The organism is Ruegeria sp. HU-ET01832, assembly GCF_040371315.1.
GTDB lineage: Bacteria > Pseudomonadota > Alphaproteobacteria > Rhodobacterales > Rhodobacteraceae > Ruegeria > Ruegeria lacuscaerulensis_A.
This window is the reverse complement of record NZ_BAABWL010000009.1, coordinates 1-16,573: the sequence shown is the minus strand read 5'-3', so window position 1 is coordinate 16,573 and position 16,573 is coordinate 1. Positions and strand designations below refer to the sequence as shown.

The window sequence follows — 16,573 nt, the reverse complement described above, 5'->3', positions numbered from 1 at the left end:
TCGTAGCGTGGCATCTGATATTAATAGTGGAAAGACTGTTTGACTTGGGGTGCCATCTGATGTCGAGCGTTCACCACTTTTCTGGTCCAACTATGACGGTTGGGTCAGGTTCGCGCGACGTTCAACAGGATTGTGGAACGTCACTGATATTGGACTCAATCGACTTCAAAACCTCAACAAATCGTTCAACCACATCTTTCAATTCCGACCCAAACGTCAAGCATTTCTGACCCAGAGCGAGCAGCACCCCTTCATCGGCACTGCTAAAGATAGTCGCCGGACCAGCCTGCCAAATAGCCCATTCCCGGGCTTTAAATACAAACGCTTTAGTAAGACGCCTTGGACAGCGTCATCAAAAACGCAACTAAGTCTGCGATCTCTTGCTCAGACAAATTCAATTGCGAGAGAATGGCGTCACCATCAGTGTGCAGCCTTTCCGTATTGATTTTGCTGTAATGCCGGATCACAGCGTTCAGATCCCTTAGGCTGCCGTCATGCATGTACGGAGCGGTTTCAGCCACTCCGCGCAGGCTGGGCGTGCGGAAGGTTCCAAAATCAGCGTGGCTCCGGCGTACATTTCGAACCGCCCAAGCACCATGCTTATTAGGATCGTCATTCCAGTCGCCGTCCAGTGTATAGGGGCTTGAGAGCAAAAAGTTCAATCCACCAAAACGACCATCGTCGACCTCGGCTTCATTCAGAAAATATGGTACACCGGCATCGTGGAACTCATTATTGGAAAACCTCGGGCCGTTGTGGCAAAATACGCAATTCCCGCGCCCTAAAAACAGCTGAAGACCGCGCTGGGCTGCCTCGGGGTAGTAGGCGGCAGCTGGAAAATCTCGACGCTCTAAGGCATCGCGGAAATCATCAAACTGCGTCCGGTCGGCAACCAAAGTCTCCAAGTAAGCCGAAAGAGCTTTTGCAGTATTCACCAGAACAAGCTCTGGGCCTTGATTTTGGATGACGCCAAAAATAGCTTCAAAGTCATCAATGTAGGCACTTTCAGAGATTGCTGTTTTTAGGCTTTCGGGGCTGTGCGCCATCTCTTGTTCTTCGATGATCGGATGCAGGCTGGCTGCCCAAAGGTTATCGCTTTTGCCACCCCACCCATACCAGCGGAGTCCGGCCAGGTTCCGCAGTGATGGAGTGTTTCGATCTAACAGTACACGGCCGAGCGCCCGCGCCTCTGGCGTTGTAAATGCCTGTTCCGGATCATGACAACTTGCGCAAGAAAATGCACCGTCGACGGACAACACCGGATCGTTGAATAAGGCCTCTCCAAGCGCGATCGCTCCGGCATTGTTCGAAACTCTATTGCTTAAGTCCGAATGGAAGGATGGTGGCCAGGGCCCAAAGGAAAGCGTTTGTTCAATTTCGTCTGCAGACAACAAGACCTCTGCACGCACTGCACCTGTCAGGGCTATTAGCGCAGCTGTAAACCACAGCTTCATTTCAGCGTAATTTCTGACGAGTAGAAAACTGATTGGCCATTGATGTCGACATCGACCTGCAACTCCCACAAACCCGGCATGTGAAACAGCATATCATCAACACGGAACGCTCCGCCGCCCAATGCGCTAACTTTGGGGGAATAGTTCATACCGTGTCGATGAGCGGGCATGATTGCATCCACACGCATTTGGCCCACGGTAGTTTGACCACAAATGGAAACCAGTACGGAAAACGGTTCAGCCAACGGAATTTCATCGACGGACAGATAAACCTCGGGTGCGTTTTGAACTTCCGAAATCATACGTTGCCCAATTGCGTCACAAGCAAAAGCCGTGCTGGACCAAAACATAAACCAGACAGCGCAACGGATCATTTTGATGCCAGCAAACGTTCTGCGTTGGCAAAGGCGATGTTGTCCGCAATCTGGTCCGGCAGTAAGTCCATCCATTCACGCGAAAAATCGGCATGAGGTCCTACGTAGTACCAACGTTCCGGGGCAAATGTATCCGTACCAACCATGAAACGATCCGGATGGGCTTCGAAAGCCTCCTTCCAATCGGGGTCAATTCTGCCTCGTGAAGCCATGTCTGAACGAAACGCCAAATCGGCCCAAAGCCTGGGATACGTGTCCAGCGCGTCAACAACGCTCGCTGGATCATCAAAGCCAGAGTGCGCCCACAATACCCGAGCTTCAGGCCAGGTTTCGAAGATCAGGTCCACTGCCTCTCGATCGCCGTGGTGGTGTAGAATGAGGTTCCGCTCTTTCGCCAGTGCAATCATGCGCTGAATAACCGGCGTCTTAATGTCGTCCCCGTAAGCGTGAAACTCGCCGATGGCTTCGTAGTCATTCTTGGCCAGGTTTTCTTCCAAATAGTCGATTACAGTTTCATCGTGCATCCAGGTGTTGATTTCACCGCGACGACGGTAGGGGCGCAGTGCTGGAACGACGATGTCCGGTGCCGCGGCTAACAAAAGCTGAGTGCCATTGTCATCCGAGCTGGAAACCAGTGCTTTCCGCACGCCCGCATCCCGAAGGATTTTAGCCACCTGTTCTGGTGGCACCAGTTTGACGGCATCGTGGCTGTAATGAATATGCGCATCAAAGATCGGGCGCTCTTGTGCGATGGCACTGCTGCAAAACAGCGCGGCACTCAAAATGCAGATTTGTTTCAGCACCACATGCCTCCTCGATATTATTCAGAATCTGGCAAGCGTCACGTCGAATTTCACGTGCAAGAATGGTTCGGTGATCTTACCAGAAAGTTCCATGCCGTCCGGAAATTCTGAAGCCGGCCGTTCGACATAGGTCATCACCAGATCGTCCCGAACTCCAAACACCGTGTCCTGATCTAGATATGGATCGTCGTCGGGGAAAATCTCGGTCACCAAAGAACGGTAGCCAGGAGCCTTGACGATGTAGTGTAGGTGCGAAGGCCGCCAAGGATGGCGCCCACACGCCCGTAGGATGTCTCCGACGGGTCCATCTGAAGGTACCGTGTATTCAACTGGCTTGACGGTCGTGAATGCATACTTACCGTCGTCACCGGTAGTCATCAGGCCGTGAAAAGAATAGGTGTCCTGTTCTTCGTCCTGGCTTGCATACATTCCATTCGGCGCGGTTTGCCAGATATCAAGTTCTGCGCCCGCAATCGGATTACCCTCGGTATTCCGGATAACGCCTTCAGCAAGCAGAACCGGCCCACCGTAGTGGCGCTTCATATCGCCGCCGATCGGCAACGGAGGTGCGCCAGAGACATGGAATGGCCCCAGCACGGAGGAACTGGTCGCGTCAGGGCTGGAATGCAGCATATCCACTAAAGACGACAGGCCCAGTACATCCGAGGCCAGAACAAACTCGTGCCTGTCTTCTGTCTCTACGGCGGCGCACCCCTCAAGAAAAGCTATTCCTGCGCGCCATTCGTCATGTGTCAGGTTGGTTTCCCGCGCGAAGTCATGGAGGTGTTTGACCAGAGACCCCATGATTTCTCTCATCCGCGGATCGGTGTCCTTGGACAGGTATCCCATGAACACGTCGGTGATATTGTCTTTGGTAACAGAGCGCATCTGCGCCTCCTTAAATCAGGGCAAGGCTGAGGATCGGGAACTCGATCAGAATAAACAGAACGATCAGCATCACGAACGCAAAGGGAAGTGCGCCCATAAACACATCCTTGAGCGATATTCGGTCATCGTTGATCGTCGATTTGATGACGAAGCAAGATATGCCCAAAGGCGGGGTCAAAAGCCCGATTTCGGCGCCGACCACAGTGATAATGCCAAACCAGATCAACGACATGTCCAGGGCTTCGGCCATGGGCAGGAACAGCGGGACGACGATCAGAATGATGGACGCCGTATCGAGCAAAGTTCCCAGAAAAAGCATCAAGAGGACGTAGAGCAGCATGATCGACCAAAAGGACGCTGAATTCCCCGCAAGCAAATCCTGCAACTGATTAGGCAGCCCGGCCAGCCCCAGCATGCGACTATAGATTGAAGCCGCCGTAATCAGGAACAAAATCGCCGCTGTAATGTGACCGGTTTCCAGCAACGCGTCCCAGAACGCTCTTGGTGTCATGGATTTGCGTACGACTGCGATCACGAGCGCAACCAGTGCCCCAGCTGCACCCGCCTCGACAGCGGTTAGCCATCCTGTGTAAATGCCACCGAGCACTACCGTGATAATGAACAATGTTGGCAGGGTCTTGGATGCGATCTCGCGCCCGGACATCCATTCGGTGTCTTCGACGACCCGGCCGCCCACAAATGCAGGTGTAAAACGGCCCATCAACCAGATCGCGCCTACATAAGCTATTGCCAGCATGATACCGGGTATTACTCCCGCCAGAAACATGTCCCCTACGGACTGTTCGGCGACAAAGGAATAGATGATCAGCATCGCCGAGGGTGGAATAATCATCCCCAAAACCGACGACCCGGCCACAACCCCAACCGCAAAACGTGGATTATATGCCTGCGCCATCATCTGCGGGACCGAGACCTTGGTGAACACTGATGCGGACGCAATGGACGACCCGGTAACGGCCGCAAACACGGCATTTGCTCCGACGGTCGCCATTCCGATACCGCCTTTGACCTTGCGAAATCGCATGGTCATGACCTCGTAAATGTCCCTTCCTAGTCCCGCTTTTGAAACGATGAGGCCCATAAAGGTAAACAGCGGGATTGTCGCGAAACTGTATTCCATCGCGCTGTCGCCCACCGCAACCTTCAGCAGGTTGAGCGCAAGCGTGAAGTTGTCCCGCATCAGCCAGATCGACACGAAGGAGACCACGCCCAGAGCAATCGGAATGTAGACGCCCGCGTAGATCAGAAAGACTATCGCAACGACCGAGATCAGGCCAATCTCAATCGGCGTCATTCTGCGGCCTCGTCATGCTCTGGGGTGCGAATAAGTTGCGGGCGGTCCTGCGCCGTGACGACCTTGAGCAGGAAAATCACGCAGGCAAGCGCAGTACCGCACGCGATGACCAGTTTGACCGGCCACCAAGGCAATGTGAAAAGACCGGGCACTCCGAAGTAGTCCTGTGTTTCCCACATGTGAAGAAATTCAGGGAAGGTTACATAGGCGATCAAGGCCATGAAGATTGCCGAAATGGCGTTGATGATGCGCCTCAGGTTGGCTGTCAGACCGGGGCGACGATGGTGTAGCAGGTTCAAAAACCCATCTGAGCGCGTCAATCGATCCACTCTGACAACGTCGGCCAGCTGCAGGAACACGATCATCACGACCGAGAATTGCACCATCTCATAGGTTCCGCGCAGTGGGGCCGAAAACAGGCCCCGCGCAATGACGTCAACATTCAGAATGACCACCAACGCTAGGACGACAAGCGTACCCAATGCGTTGGCGGCGATAGCAAGCGAATTGGCGACCCGCGACAAGCCAGCAACTGCGGTCTTCAGCATAAAAGGACCCTTTCGTGGATCGCCAGCCAGTTATTCGGCCGTCCAGTCGCGTACTCCGGTGAAACCGGCGTCCTGCAGCTTTCCAAGATAGGCGGCTAATATCGCGTCGCCTTGCTCGCCGTTTTCATTCAGCGTGGCAGCCCATTCCTGTGCAACATTGGGCATTGCGTTGGCCCAAGCCGCTCGTTCTTCGTCCGAAACTTCGACAATCGTTCCGCCGGCTTCGGTATAGGCATCCCTTGAGGCCGCGGCGCGGTCCATAGCGATACCGGCCACATGATCACGGTAGTCAATGGCGACGGCCTTAAGAACGTCTTTGACTTCGTCGGGCAACTTTGCCCAGTAGTCAGAATTCACAGTGATCGTCTTGGAATTCACCGCACCCAAGTCAGCTTTGAGCATGTAAGGAGCCACTTCGGCGATCTTGAATGTTTTGGCAGCCTCGGGCCAAAGCATTGCGCAATCAACCAAGCCGGTTTGAAGCATATTGTAGAAATCGGTCAGACCACCACGTACCCCGGCCGCGTCTTTGATACCTTCAAGGTATCGAAGGTTAAGTCCAGCTCCGGCCACTTTTCGGCCTTCTAGGTCAGAAACAGCCGTAACCGGCTCCGTACAGAACACCTGGTAGGTATCGAGTACGACGCCAGTTGCCAGGTAAATTTGGTTCTGCGCAGCAAACTCGTTCTGCATCGCGGGGTATTCGCGCGCGATTTCATCAACTGCCTTAGCCACGGCACGGGAGTCCGATGCCACGAAAGGTGTCGATCCCGAAATACCCTGGCTGGGCAGCTTAGAAGAATGGAAGATTGTCGTAACGATCCCAATATCGCCAAGACCAAGTTGTACACCTTCCAAAACGCCCTTCGGCTTAACGATCGAACCGCCGTAATTCTCTTGCCAGTTCATCTTGTAGTTACCGGACTCAGCCAGCCGCTTGTCCACTTCTGGAATAAAGAAGTTGGTGAATTCCTTCACCCATAAGGCCCGATCTGGGTACCCATCAATCACAACAGCTGAAATAGTCTCTTCTGCCGCGAGGGGCATCGCCATGACGCCTGCCAGAGCAGCGCCCACTAGGCTGCGTTTGGTCCAGTTTTTCATTTCTCTCCTCCCAGAAAGACAGGTCATTTCATTATTTGTTTGTTTTGACCCAGTTTACGGCCAGGTCCGTGCCTGCCGCTTCAAACAGTTTTGCGATGGCGCAATACTTGGCTGTCTCCTCGCCCACGCGCGTCAACTCCTCCTGACTGGCGGGCGTCTCACAATTCACGGTGAGTTCGATTTCCGGAAACGGAACATCGATCTCCTCCTCCATCAGCACCCCACGCCGGTCCAACCTGCATTTCGCGTCGATTGTCACAGTGCCGAGGTCAACTCCCAACCGATGTGCGTTCTTGTGCCCGATGACATTCGTACAGGCGATCAGGGCTGCCATTGCGGTTTCGGTCGGAGACGGACCAAGATTTGTCCCGCCGCGTTCGACGGGTTCATCGACAACAACTTCAAGATCGCGAATTGGTATTTCTGTCCGCGCATGAGTCGGGCACTGAGCTGTCGTGCGGTAAGTCACGACGGGTTTCACTTTCATAGCCACAGCGTCACCTCCTCATGCATACAAGCAAACTTTTTCGAATGGAAAACGTGGAAGCTTCTGGAACAATCCGGTCTCGTCCGCGTAGCCCAGATTGCAAAGAAAATTGGACTTGAGCGTCGTGCCCGCGAAGAACTCCTCATCGACGATCTTGTTCGAAAAACCTGACATGGCGCCGACGTCCAACCCGACCGCCCGGGCCGCAATCATGAAGTAAGCGCCCTGAAGCGTGCCATTTCGAAAGGCCGTGTCTGCCACGTAGTCGGGCTTGTTTTCGAACAATGGCCGACGGTCTTCGTGCGGGAAAAGAAAGGGCAGTTCCTTCCAGAACTCCATGTCATAGGCAATGATCGCCGTGACCGGAGCATCCATCATCTTTGGCACATTCTTCGGCTTTAAAGACTTTGCAAGCCGCTCTTTTCCTTCGGGACTTTTCACGAAAACGAAGCGCGCGGGCAACGTATTCATGCTGGTCGCACCGTTGATCGTGATGTCGTAGATCTCTTCAAGTATGTCGTCAGAAACAGGCTTGTTGGTCCACGCGTAATGCGATCTGGATTCACGCAAGATCAACGCGATCGCGTCATCCGACAAGCGTGGAATGCGCTCGCGCAGATCGCGGTGATCTTGCTGCGCCTTGGCGCGAAGTGCCTCCAGCTCTGCTCCGGTTGGTGCACTCATGCTGCAGCCACCTTGGACTTGGCGTCCTTTTCGTCAATGATTGGGCTTGCGCAGATTCCGATGCCTTCAATCTCGACCTCAACGGTTTCGCCGGGCTTCAGCCAACGGGGATTGGGCTTTTTGGCGTGTCCGACACCGGGCGGCGTTCCTAGCGCAATCAGGTCCCCCGGCTCCAGAGTAGTATATTCCGAAATCGTCGCAATGACCTGACGAACCCCCCAAATCATGTTGGCGGTATTCGAGCTTTGAAGGATTTCATCACCCACACGGCTTTCGATCTTCAGACCGGATGCCCCTTCGGGCAACTCATCCGGAGTCACGGTAAAAGGGCCGATCGCGCCCGTGTCATCAAAGTTTTTGCCGGGCGTCCACTGAACGGTTTTGCGCTGATAGTCCCGCAGCGAACCATCGTTGAATACAGTGTAACCAAAGACATAATCCAGTGCGTCCTGCTCCGAGATATGGCGTCCGCGCTTTCCAACGATCAGCATAAGTTCGGCTTCGTAGTCGAGCTTCTCGGAACAGGTAGGCCGCACCATGGGTTGCCCCGCCGCCATGATCGAGTTCTTCCCGCGCATGAACAGCGTCGGATACTCCGGAATATCATACCCGCCTTCCTTGATGTGGTCCGTGTAGTTCAACCCCATGCAAATGATCGTTCCTGGTGCGGTAACGGGCAATGCCGGAGTGATGGAAGACACGGGCACACTGTCTGCCGCGTCAATTTTGCTGGCAAGTGAGTCGGCCAATTCAGGCTTGGCTATCAAACCCATCAAATCCGAACCGACAGCAGGGTCCAAAGCCGTTAGATTCACTGCGTTTTCGCCGTCTACAGCAAAAACCGCTGTGCCTTCCGAAGTCTCTCCCACCAGGTATTTCATTTTCACCATCCATGTCAGTTCGCTTGATTTTTGCCGACTATTTTGCCATATGTCAAATAATATCGATATTTTTGGAGGCAGCAAATGGTTGCTTGGGCAGACTACAAATCAGAAGCAAAAAGCCGCGGCGCGCTTGCTTTGGAGCTTTACGTCGCGCTGAGCACGCCAGCCAAAGCGCCCGAAGATGTAAAGGCGTCACTGCCAGATCACTTGGCGTATCAGGCGCAGTTGGAACGTTCGGGGCAGCTGGCTTTTGCAGGCCCCATGTCGGATGAAACCGGCGAGCATATGCAAGGAATGGGCCTGATCATCTATCGCGCCGACAATCTTGAATCCGCCCAGAAGCTGGCCGAAGACGACCCTATGCACAAAAGTGGGGCACGTAGTTTTGTACTTCGGCGCTGGTTGATCAACGAAGGCTCGCTGAACCTTTCAGTTGGTCTATCCACTGGAACAAGTGCCTTCAGTTAAGTGCACTCAAGAGTATTAGCCGCGAAATAGGAACAGTCGGATATGGACGCCATGCTTGACACTGAGGGCAAAGAGACATCAGCCACTCATGGAGCGTATCGAAGGCTGCGCGAAATGATCCTGACCGGAGAATTACCTCCGGGTCAAAAACTCAAGATCGAACAGCTTCGCGGGCTTTTGGACACTGGCGCTAGTCCGGTTCGTGAAGCGCTTAGCCTTTTGACTTCGGACATGTTGGTCGAGCGGATTGATCAGCGCGGATTTCGGGCAGCGCCAGTCAGCAAGTGTAACTTTGAAGAAATACTTCTGTTGCGCTGCAACCTTGAGGAAACCGCGTTGCGCGCTTCCATCACCAATGCGGATGCGCCCTGGGAAGATCGGCTTGTCTTACGTCACCATCATATGAAAAAGGCCAGCCAGAACGGGGCGCAGGACTTTGAGGACGCTCACAAAGCGTTTCATATGGCCTTGTTGGATAATTCGAAACTGCCGTTGCTGCTGCGGTATTGCTCTCAGCTTTATGACCTGAACATTCGCTACCGCTATCTGGCGGCTGGCGGGTCGAGCTACAAAAAGCGAGACATCGCCGCCGAACATCAGCAAATCTTGGACGCCGCATTAAATCACGACGCAGACAGCGCAACTCGGCACCTAATCGATCACTACCGCCGAACAGGTGAGTACCTTAGCAGCCAGATGGAGCCCTGAAATGCAGCGGAATTGGTTTCTGGGTGATCTACTAAACCAATTGCTGGACCGTCCCGACAAAAGGCGTGGCAAGGATGACAAACGGTCCATTGCCGAACTATGTGAGGCGCTTTTGTCTGCGGAAGGTGAAGGTTCAGGATTCACGCTCGCGTCTACGATCCTTGAGCGCTACCGCATCCTGAATGATGCGGAGAAACTAGACTTTTTTGTCTACTTGAATGACAAGCTAGATTTGGACGCAAATCAGCTTTCTGAAGCAGCGCGCCTCTACGCCAGTGACCAAAGTGTCAACCTTTATGAAAGACTTAGTGAAGTTTCAGAGCCACGGCGGCAAGAGTTATTGCGACGGCTGAACCAGCCGCCTGGTGCGACGCAGGAACTTGTAGCCATGCGCGTTGATCTGCTGCGCTTTCTCAAATCCAAACCGGAACTCAAGCGAACAGATATCGATTTCGTCCATTTATTGCGCAGCTGGTTCAACCGGGGCTTTCTTGTCCTAAAGCAAATCAGCTGGGACACCCCTGCCCGCGTTCTGGATAAGATCGTCGCCTACGAAGCGGTGCACCAGATCAACGATCTGGACGATTTGCGGCGAAGGCTCTACCCGCCAGACCGTCGGTGTTTTGCGTTCTTCCACCCCTCGATGCCAGATGAGCCACTGATTTTTGTTGAGGTCGCTCTGACCGCTGAAATCCCGAATGCAATAGATACGCTTCTATCCGAAGCACGAGAACCGATCGAAGCCGAGCAGGCAAAAGTCGCGGCGTTCTATTCCATTTCAAACTGCCAAAAGGGTTTGGCGGGCATCAGCTTTGGGAATCTATTGATAAAGCAGGTTGTGACCGAGCTTTCGCGGGAGCTTCGCGGGCTTGATACCTTTGTGACATTGTCGCCGATACCGGGGCTAAACCGGTGGTTGGCTGGTGAAACAGACAACCCGGAACACGGGCATGCCGCCGAGGCCGTGCTTGCAGAAACAGCAACACCGCAGGACGTGCGCGCGATGGCCGCCCGGTACTTGATGTTCGCCAAGCGCGAAGATGGAATGCCGCTTGACCCTGTGGCGCGCTTTCACTTGGGAAATGGTGCCGAGCTTCATGAACTGCATGCCCAGGCAGATCAGTCGCCAAACGGACGCGCCCAGTCCGGAGGTGCGATGGTCAATTACCTTTACGATTTGAACAAAACAGAACGTTACCACGAAGAATTCGCGACACGTGCCACGATCCAAGCCTCGCGTTCAATTCGCGCGGCTTCAACTGCGACACTTGCGGTAAAGCCTAGGGAAAATACAGCGTGACTAATACACTTTACGACAGTTTGTTTGCCCGCCACGAGGGCAACACGGCTCCATTCCTGCAACTCGATAATGGCCAGGTGGTCACTTATGATGAGTTTCTGCAGCGCACCGCGCAAATCGCGCATGTCTTGCAGAACAGCGGAGTTTCCCCTGGCAGTCGCATCGTTGTGCAAGCGCCCAAGCAGGCCGACACGATTGCGCTCTATGCCGCTTCGGTTCAAGCAGGTGCTGTCTACCTGCCCCTAAACACTGCCTATACCATGGCAGAGTTGGACTATTTCATCTCTGATGCGCAACCTGCGTTAATCGTTTGCGACAGCCACGACAAAGTTGAATTCGAACAATTGGCGACCCGGTCTGGTGCAAAGCTGCTGACCTTAGGCGGCGAAAATCCAAGCTTGAGCCGCGAAGCGGACGCACAGCCTTGTGTATTCGAAACTGTGGATCGCGCGCCGGACGACCTCGCGGCGCTTCTTTACACATCAGGTACCACGGGCCGGTCCAAGGGCGCGATGCTCAGCCACCGAAACCTGCTGTCCAATGCCCAAGCCCTTGTGGATTTGTGGGCTATCACCGACGCTGATCGCTTGATTCACGCGTTGCCCATCTTTCACACGCACGGGCTTTTCGTGGCGATGAACACATCACTACTCGCCGGTTCCAAAGTTCGGCTGATGAAAAAATTCGACACTGGTTTGATCTTAGAGGAATTGCCCCACTCGACCCTTCTAATGGGAGTCCCCACTTTTTATACCCGATTGCTGGCGGATGACGGTTTCACCGATGAGATCACAGAGAACATGCGTCTGTTTGTTTCCGGCTCCGCCCCGTTGCTGGCAGAGACCCATGTGGCGTTCGAAACACGCACCGGCCACCGTATCCTTGAGCGCTACGGTATGACCGAAACGAACATGAACACCTCTAACCCTTATGGCGGTGAGCGTCGCGCGGGAACTGTTGGTAAGGCCATACCCGGCACTGAGGTGATCGTAACCAACCCTGAAACTGGAGAACCGCTGCCCCAGGGCGAGATCGGAATGATCGAAGTACGTGGCCCCAATGTTTTTCTGGGCTATTGGCAAATGCCCGAAAAAACGGCTGAAGAGCTTCGGGAAAATGGTTTTTTCGTCACCGGAGATCTGGGCCAATACAGCGAGGATGGCTATCTGTCGATTGTAGGTCGGTCAAAAGACCTGATCATCACTGGTGGTTACAACGTCTACCCTAGAGAAATTGAAGACGTTTTGAACGATGTCGATGGCGTCCAGGAATCGGCGGTTTTCGGCGTCCCCGACAAAGACTTCGGTGAAGCAATCATTGCCGCTCTGGTTGCCGAGCCCGGAGCACAGCTTCAGGTGGAACAGATCGACTCGATCATCAGAAACAAACTGTCGCGATTCAAACATCCTCGCCGCTACGAGCTCGTCCAGGAGTTGCCGCGAAACACTATGGGAAAAGTTCAAAAGAACGCGATGCGCGAACGGTACGCGAACAAGGAACTGTCATCGGCGTTATCTTAGGATGCCCATCCAGAGGCTCAATCAAATCAAGACCTTCAGATCGGATACTACCCACCCTTCAGACTGCCAAACTCATCAGGAGATCCACAATGACTCGCATGACGGCAAAAGACTTCGACCAGGAACTTCTGGACCTGTATGACTTTTACGCGCACGGCAAGATCACCAAGCGCCAATTCCTGGACCGCGCAGGCAAGTTCGCGGTCGGCGGCGTGACAGCGGTCGCGCTGCTGAACATGCTCAGCCCGAACTACGCGATGGCTCAGCAAGTGTCGTTCAACGATCCCGATATCCACGCGGACTACATCACCTATCCTTCACCGAATGGAACCGGTGATGTTCGCGGATACCTTGTCCGACCTGCCGGCGTTGAAGAGCCCCTGCCCGGGGTGCTGGTGATCCACGAAAACCGCGGCCTGAATCCTTACATCGAGGATGTGGCGCGCAGGTTGGCAAAAGCCGGGTTTATGGCACTGGCCCCCGACGGTCTGACGTCAGTGGGAGGATACCCAGGCAACGACGCGGATGGGCGCGAGCTGCAAAAGACAGTGGACCGGGTCGAATTGATGAACGATTTCTTCAATGGATTTGAATACCTATTGAACCGAGATGATTGCACTGGAAAGGTCGGCGCTGTGGGTTTCTGCTACGGCGGCGGTGTGGTCAGCACAATTGCCGTGGCCTACCCCGAATTGGCAGCGGGCGTGCCATTCTACGGTCGCCAGCCAGCAGTTGAGGATGTAGCCAAAATTCAGGCACCGTTGCTGATTCAGATGGGAGAACTTGATGACCGCATCAACGCAGGTTGGCCGGATTTTGAAGCCGCTCTGCAATCCAACGGAAAGGTATACGAAGCCTACATCTACGAAAATGCCAACCACGGTTTCCATAACGACAGTACGCCTCGATATGACGAGGAAATGGCAAACCTAGCCTGGGACCGCACTATTGATTGGTTCAACACCTACCTAAAATAACTACAGTGTACGGCGAAGCGAGCATTGTGTTTTCGTCGCTTCGTCGCAACCCACAGTTTTCCGGGGCCAAGTCATTTGAAGCCCCAGTATTTTATTTCTCATGATCCGATAGATCGACAGGAACGCTTGGCTAAAAGGCTTGGGTGCAAAGATCATTTGATTTGAGCCCCAAGGCAGCAGTCTCAAATTCAATGAATCACTTTGACCGCTCTAAACGGACGACAATCCCAATCAGATTAGAATTGCGAGCGATTTCGCAATACCGTTAGCATCGCGAAGAAAACGCAAAGTGTCTGGGTCAATCCAGGATAGGTCAAAACTGCATCTCCGAAATCGGGGCTAGAGATCACCTTTTGTCGAATGACCTGTCAGGTGCTCCGACCAAGCAGTTGAGCACCCACGGGTAGCTTGTCGTGACATAGTATCCGTATTGGCCATCCACAGTCATGCCATTGCACTTATCTAGATCGCCAGCCTCTGTGAACTCGTAGTCGTCGATATATGTCCCGTCCGGCGTACCACCCGGCCCTGTAGGTGGAGCAGGTTGTGGTGTAGTTTTGAGTTCATAGCCAGAGATCGCAGGTCTAATTTTGCAGTCGCTGTCTTTGAAAATCGTCCCGTAGATCGGAAAGCCGTCAGCTGCGAAGCCAATAACAGGTGACGGTTTATCAAGGTCGTGATCCAAAAACAGAGCATTTGGATTGGAATGGTAGTGATATCTCCCATCGGGCTGGGCGTGAGCATTGTGAAGATCTACGTCAAAATACTGATCCTAGGACGGCGGATCGAGCAACCAAGGATCAGTGTCTCGACACCCTGCCAACACATTGCCGTTCTTATCTGCTCGCGGGCCGCTCGGGCGATAACACCCAGCCGAAAGCAAATCGACCGGCACGCCATTCAACAAAATGGCGTCGTAACTCCGTTGCGACAGCGCGGTTTGGTTACGGGCCTTTTCGGGATTTCTGGGAATCCGAAAAGTGCCAGGCAATTCGAGTACATTGTTAGCGAAGTTGACTGTAGGCCCGTTGAAATCATGATTGGGGATACCGTAGGTCCCGAGGGTGCAGTGCTGGTTATTTGCCGATATTTCGATTTCAGAGATAAACCGTTTTTGGCGCGTTACGTCCTCCACAGAAGCGGAATACACTCCCGCATAATCCGAACAGTCTCCGGACCGGTTGCCGAACAATAGATTGGTGATGTCTTGTGGCGCGTTTTGCGCATGAGCCTGCACGGTCGCAAATCCTGTCAGAAGCGCACTGAATATCAGAACTTTCAATCGCATGGCTCAATCTCCTTGGGCTTTCGGAAAACCCAAAAATGTAAATCGACTAGAATTGATTTTGGTCATCGTACCTTTAGAAGGCGACGCGGTCTCCTCCCTTTAAGTCTAGGATTTCTCTTGCTTCATCAGGGGTCGCGACCTCACTGCCCAGATCTTCTACAATACGTCGAATCTTAGCGACTTGCTGAGCATTGCTTTCGGCCAATGATGTTTGACAGCATCTAATCTCAGCCTGGCATCTGATTTCTAGAGTGGAAAGAATATTTGATTTGGGGCGCCTTCCGATGTCGAACGTTCACCTTGTTTCTGGTCCAACTGTGACGGTTGGGTCAGGTTCGCGTGACGTTCAACAGGATACCAATGGCGGACCGAGGAGCAACCATATATTTTCTGTAAACTTCTGTTAAATATCAATAAAAATCAATTCAATACAGTGCTTACCACCAAATATACCTCACTTATTATTGGAGCTAACGCTTCAATACCTCAGGTTCGAACATGACGGAACGATCAGCAGTTGGTCAATCTACCAACTTACGATGACTTTGCCTTCTTGCAGGTGCGTACGAGACACTGTAGCCCCCCAAAGACCTCCCGAATGCCTATGAATTGTACGTTGGGGCAGATGAGGAATGCCTTTTCTCCTCATCCCACTTGGTTATGACCACACATAAACGACCCTTTCTGTTGGAAGAATCATAAGTAGTCGAATTGGTCACCAAAAAGTAACGAAGCTGACGTAGAATTTGCCTCATCGGCATCCAACGCGTTAACTTCACCGTTTACAGTGCCTTCATTGTTGTATTCATCCAGTGCGTCCAAAATATCCTTGCCTTCACTCTTCCAAGCCTCACTTCTGGCCCGAACGATTGGACCGTTCAAATCAAACTTTGAGTCACCGTTGGGCTTTGGAGCTCCGTCGCCATGCTCAAGCAGCCATCCCACAGCTTGATCGATCCAGTACTCTGCGTCGTCGCTATCAATATCTGCGTCGCCATCTGTAATTGAATTTCCAGCCAGATAGTTCAGCCATGTAGCAACAGCTTGCCGACCAACGTCATCTATTTTATTTTGCTTCGGAGTGTCAGCTTCGTTCCGGACAAGATCAAGAGCGTCATCGAGATCTATTAAGATTACGGTTTCACCATCATCGGCATAACCATTTTTATTGTAGTCTCCGATTAGTAACGCGTCTACAGTACCCAAGTCGTTGTCTGGATTATAGATTTCGTCATTCTCATCTATGTCGCCGTCTCCGTTACTGTCGTAGCGAACGTTGTACGTTAGTTCGCCGTCTGGGAACTCGTCTTTTTCCGGTTCGATCTCATTACCTTCCACACCATCCCAATAATTGAGCAGCTTGAAGCTGTTTCCCCATCCGCCGGGAGTACGCACGCCCGGACCTTCGCTTTCAAGACCGAAGTAATAGGCGGGGTCCTCATCAGCGGCGCCTTGGTCTGTAGTAACGCTAGCTATATTCAAGTGCTGACCCGCCACGAGCGGCAATGTGTATTCCAGATATGCGCTTTCACCTAGTTCCAAAATACCGTCTTGGTTGCCGGATTCGATAAGAGTGAATCCAGACAAATCGATCTCTCCAGTGGCGCTGTCGAAATCGCTAATAGTGATGCCAGTAAGCGTCACATTCCCTGTATTGGTTAACTCAATACGGAAAGTTGCGTCCCCATCGGAAACTGGCGCTTCTGGCCCTGCTGGATCATTTGCATCCTGAAAGCCATTTCCATCCCCAACATCGACCAGCTTTACAAGG

Annotated in this window: 17 protein-coding genes and 2 pseudogenes; 5 read left to right on the top strand and 14 right to left on the bottom strand. The window is 53.0% G+C overall.

All coding sequences use genetic code 11. From position 1 onward, the window contains the following. Nucleotides 1-326: 326 nt before the first annotated feature. The 10 genes from ABWV79_RS20660 to ABWV79_RS20615 all read right to left on the bottom strand — a co-directional run bounded on the left by ABWV79_RS20660 (nucleotide 327) and on the right by ABWV79_RS20615 (nucleotide 8,538). The gene (locus ABWV79_RS20660) at nucleotides 327-1,454 is read right to left on the bottom strand and encodes a cytochrome-c peroxidase (RefSeq protein WP_353394458.1); all 1,128 of its coding nucleotides are present in this window, start codon (nucleotides 1,452-1,454) and stop codon (nucleotides 327-329) included. Then, complete coding sequence (locus tag ABWV79_RS20655) at nucleotides 1,451-1,756, bottom strand: hypothetical protein (protein WP_353394455.1); 306 nt, start codon at nucleotides 1,754-1,756, stop codon at nucleotides 1,451-1,453. The genes ABWV79_RS20660 and ABWV79_RS20655 overlap by 4 nt, the downstream gene beginning before the upstream one ends. A gap of 68 nt (nucleotides 1,757-1,824) precedes the next feature. Next, a complete protein-coding gene (locus ABWV79_RS20650) occupies nucleotides 1,825-2,631 on the bottom strand; it encodes an amidohydrolase family protein (protein ID WP_353394452.1) in 807 nt (268 codons plus the stop codon). A gap of 21 nt (nucleotides 2,632-2,652) precedes the next feature. Then, complete coding sequence (locus tag ABWV79_RS20645) at nucleotides 2,653-3,519, bottom strand: dioxygenase family protein (RefSeq protein WP_353394449.1); 867 nt, start codon at nucleotides 3,517-3,519, stop codon at nucleotides 2,653-2,655. Nucleotides 3,520-3,529: 10 nt separating this feature from the next. Next, a complete protein-coding gene (locus tag ABWV79_RS20640; protein WP_010437378.1) occupies nucleotides 3,530-4,834 on the bottom strand; it encodes a TRAP transporter large permease in 1,305 nt (434 codons plus the stop codon). Continuing rightward, on the bottom strand, nucleotides 4,831-5,382 hold the full coding sequence (locus ABWV79_RS20635; protein WP_170475503.1) for a TRAP transporter small permease subunit: 552 nt from the start codon (nucleotides 5,380-5,382) through the stop codon (nucleotides 4,831-4,833). The genes ABWV79_RS20640 and ABWV79_RS20635 overlap by 4 nt, the downstream gene beginning before the upstream one ends. Before the next feature lie 30 nt (nucleotides 5,383-5,412). Further along, entirely contained in the window at nucleotides 5,413-6,486 is a 1,074-nt protein-coding gene (locus ABWV79_RS20630) for a C4-dicarboxylate TRAP transporter substrate-binding protein (protein WP_170356855.1), read from the bottom strand. Between the two features lie 31 nt (nucleotides 6,487-6,517). Further along, nucleotides 6,518-6,973, bottom strand: coding sequence for an OsmC family protein (locus ABWV79_RS20625; protein WP_353394446.1), 456 nt, complete (start codon nucleotides 6,971-6,973; stop codon nucleotides 6,518-6,520). 18 nt (nucleotides 6,974-6,991) lie between these two features. Further along, the gene (locus ABWV79_RS20620) at nucleotides 6,992-7,657 is read right to left on the bottom strand and encodes a malonic semialdehyde reductase (RefSeq protein WP_353394444.1); all 666 of its coding nucleotides are present in this window, start codon (nucleotides 7,655-7,657) and stop codon (nucleotides 6,992-6,994) included. Beyond that, nucleotides 7,654-8,538 carry a fumarylacetoacetate hydrolase family protein gene (locus tag ABWV79_RS20615; RefSeq protein WP_353394442.1) on the bottom strand — a complete coding sequence of 295 codons (885 nt, stop codon included), beginning with the start codon at nucleotides 8,536-8,538 and terminating at the stop codon, nucleotides 7,654-7,656. The genes ABWV79_RS20620 and ABWV79_RS20615 overlap by 4 nt, the downstream gene beginning before the upstream one ends. A gap of 84 nt (nucleotides 8,539-8,622) precedes the next feature. Between ABWV79_RS20615 and ABWV79_RS20610 the strand changes: the two genes are divergently transcribed. The 5 genes from ABWV79_RS20610 (at nucleotide 8,623) to yghX (ending at nucleotide 13,514) form a co-directional block, all read left to right on the top strand. After that, on the top strand, nucleotides 8,623-9,009 hold the full coding sequence (locus ABWV79_RS20610) for a YciI family protein (RefSeq protein ID WP_353394440.1): 387 nt from the start codon (nucleotides 8,623-8,625) through the stop codon (nucleotides 9,007-9,009). 51 nt (nucleotides 9,010-9,060) lie between these two features. Next, a complete protein-coding gene (locus ABWV79_RS20605) occupies nucleotides 9,061-9,717 on the top strand; it encodes a GntR family transcriptional regulator (RefSeq protein WP_353394438.1) in 657 nt (218 codons plus the stop codon). A 1-nt stretch (nucleotide 9,718) separates the two neighbouring features. Beyond that, the gene (locus ABWV79_RS20600; protein WP_353394436.1) at nucleotides 9,719-11,017 is read left to right on the top strand and encodes a malonyl-CoA decarboxylase; all 1,299 of its coding nucleotides are present in this window, start codon (nucleotides 9,719-9,721) and stop codon (nucleotides 11,015-11,017) included. Then, nucleotides 11,014-12,537, top strand: coding sequence for a malonate--CoA ligase (locus tag ABWV79_RS20595; protein WP_353394434.1), 1,524 nt, complete (start codon nucleotides 11,014-11,016; stop codon nucleotides 12,535-12,537). Before ABWV79_RS20600 ends, ABWV79_RS20595 begins: the two co-directional genes overlap by 4 nt. 89 nt (nucleotides 12,538-12,626) lie before the next feature. Then, on the top strand, nucleotides 12,627-13,514 hold the full coding sequence (gene yghX / locus ABWV79_RS20590) for a YghX family hydrolase (protein ID WP_353394432.1): 888 nt from the start codon (nucleotides 12,627-12,629) through the stop codon (nucleotides 13,512-13,514). A gap of 346 nt (nucleotides 13,515-13,860) precedes the next feature. Here yghX and ABWV79_RS20585 read toward each other — a convergent pair. From ABWV79_RS20585 to ABWV79_RS20570, 4 genes and pseudogenes are all read right to left on the bottom strand, one after another. Beyond that, a pseudogene (locus tag ABWV79_RS20585) lies at nucleotides 13,861-14,262 on the bottom strand (YHYH protein); the annotation flags it as partial. Nucleotides 14,263-14,286: 24 nt separating this feature from the next. Continuing rightward, nucleotides 14,287-14,802 (bottom strand): hypothetical protein, encoded by a 516-nt coding sequence (locus tag ABWV79_RS20580; RefSeq protein WP_353394429.1) that lies wholly within the window; start codon nucleotides 14,800-14,802, stop codon nucleotides 14,287-14,289. Nucleotides 14,803-14,875: 73 nt separating this feature from the next. After that, nucleotides 14,876-15,007 (bottom strand): annotated as a pseudogene (locus ABWV79_RS20575) (3-keto-5-aminohexanoate cleavage protein); the annotation flags it as partial. A gap of 491 nt (nucleotides 15,008-15,498) precedes the next feature. Next, nucleotides 15,499-16,573, bottom strand: a 1,075-nt coding sequence (locus ABWV79_RS20570) for a hypothetical protein (protein WP_353394427.1), incomplete at its 5' end; no start/stop codon positions are given.

Excerpts from the sequence above, each read along its gene's own strand:
- ABWV79_RS20635 (WP_170475503.1), bottom strand. The coding sequence starts at position 5,382 with ATGCTGAAGACCGCAGTTGCTGGCTTGTCGCGGGTCGCCAATTCGCTT.
- ABWV79_RS20625 (WP_353394446.1), bottom strand. The coding sequence starts at position 6,973 with ATGAAAGTGAAACCCGTCGTGACTTACCGCACGACAGCTCAGTGCCCG.
- ABWV79_RS20605 (WP_353394438.1), top strand. The coding sequence starts at position 9,061 with ATGCTTGACACTGAGGGCAAAGAGACATCAGCCACTCATGGAGCGTAT.
- ABWV79_RS20615 (WP_353394442.1), bottom strand. The coding sequence starts at position 8,538 with ATGAAATACCTGGTGGGAGAGACTTCGGAAGGCACAGCGGTTTTTGCT.
- ABWV79_RS20655 (WP_353394455.1), bottom strand. The coding sequence starts at position 1,756 with ATGATTTCGGAAGTTCAAAACGCACCCGAGGTTTATCTGTCCGTCGAT.
- ABWV79_RS20600 (WP_353394436.1), top strand. The coding sequence starts at position 9,719 with ATGCAGCGGAATTGGTTTCTGGGTGATCTACTAAACCAATTGCTGGAC.
- ABWV79_RS20580 (WP_353394429.1), bottom strand. The coding sequence starts at position 14,802 with ATGCGATTGAAAGTTCTGATATTCAGTGCGCTTCTGACAGGATTTGCG.
- ABWV79_RS20640 (WP_010437378.1), bottom strand. The coding sequence starts at position 4,834 with ATGACGCCGATTGAGATTGGCCTGATCTCGGTCGTTGCGATAGTCTTT.
- ABWV79_RS20660 (WP_353394458.1), bottom strand. The coding sequence starts at position 1,454 with ATGAAGCTGTGGTTTACAGCTGCGCTAATAGCCCTGACAGGTGCAGTG.
- ABWV79_RS20645 (WP_353394449.1), bottom strand. The coding sequence starts at position 3,519 with ATGCGCTCTGTTACCAAAGACAATATCACCGACGTGTTCATGGGATAC.
- ABWV79_RS20610 (WP_353394440.1), top strand. The coding sequence starts at position 8,623 with ATGGTTGCTTGGGCAGACTACAAATCAGAAGCAAAAAGCCGCGGCGCG.
- ABWV79_RS20620 (WP_353394444.1), bottom strand. The coding sequence starts at position 7,657 with ATGAGTGCACCAACCGGAGCAGAGCTGGAGGCACTTCGCGCCAAGGCG.
- yghX (WP_353394432.1), top strand. The coding sequence starts at position 12,627 with ATGACTCGCATGACGGCAAAAGACTTCGACCAGGAACTTCTGGACCTG.
- ABWV79_RS20630 (WP_170356855.1), bottom strand. The coding sequence starts at position 6,486 with ATGAAAAACTGGACCAAACGCAGCCTAGTGGGCGCTGCTCTGGCAGGC.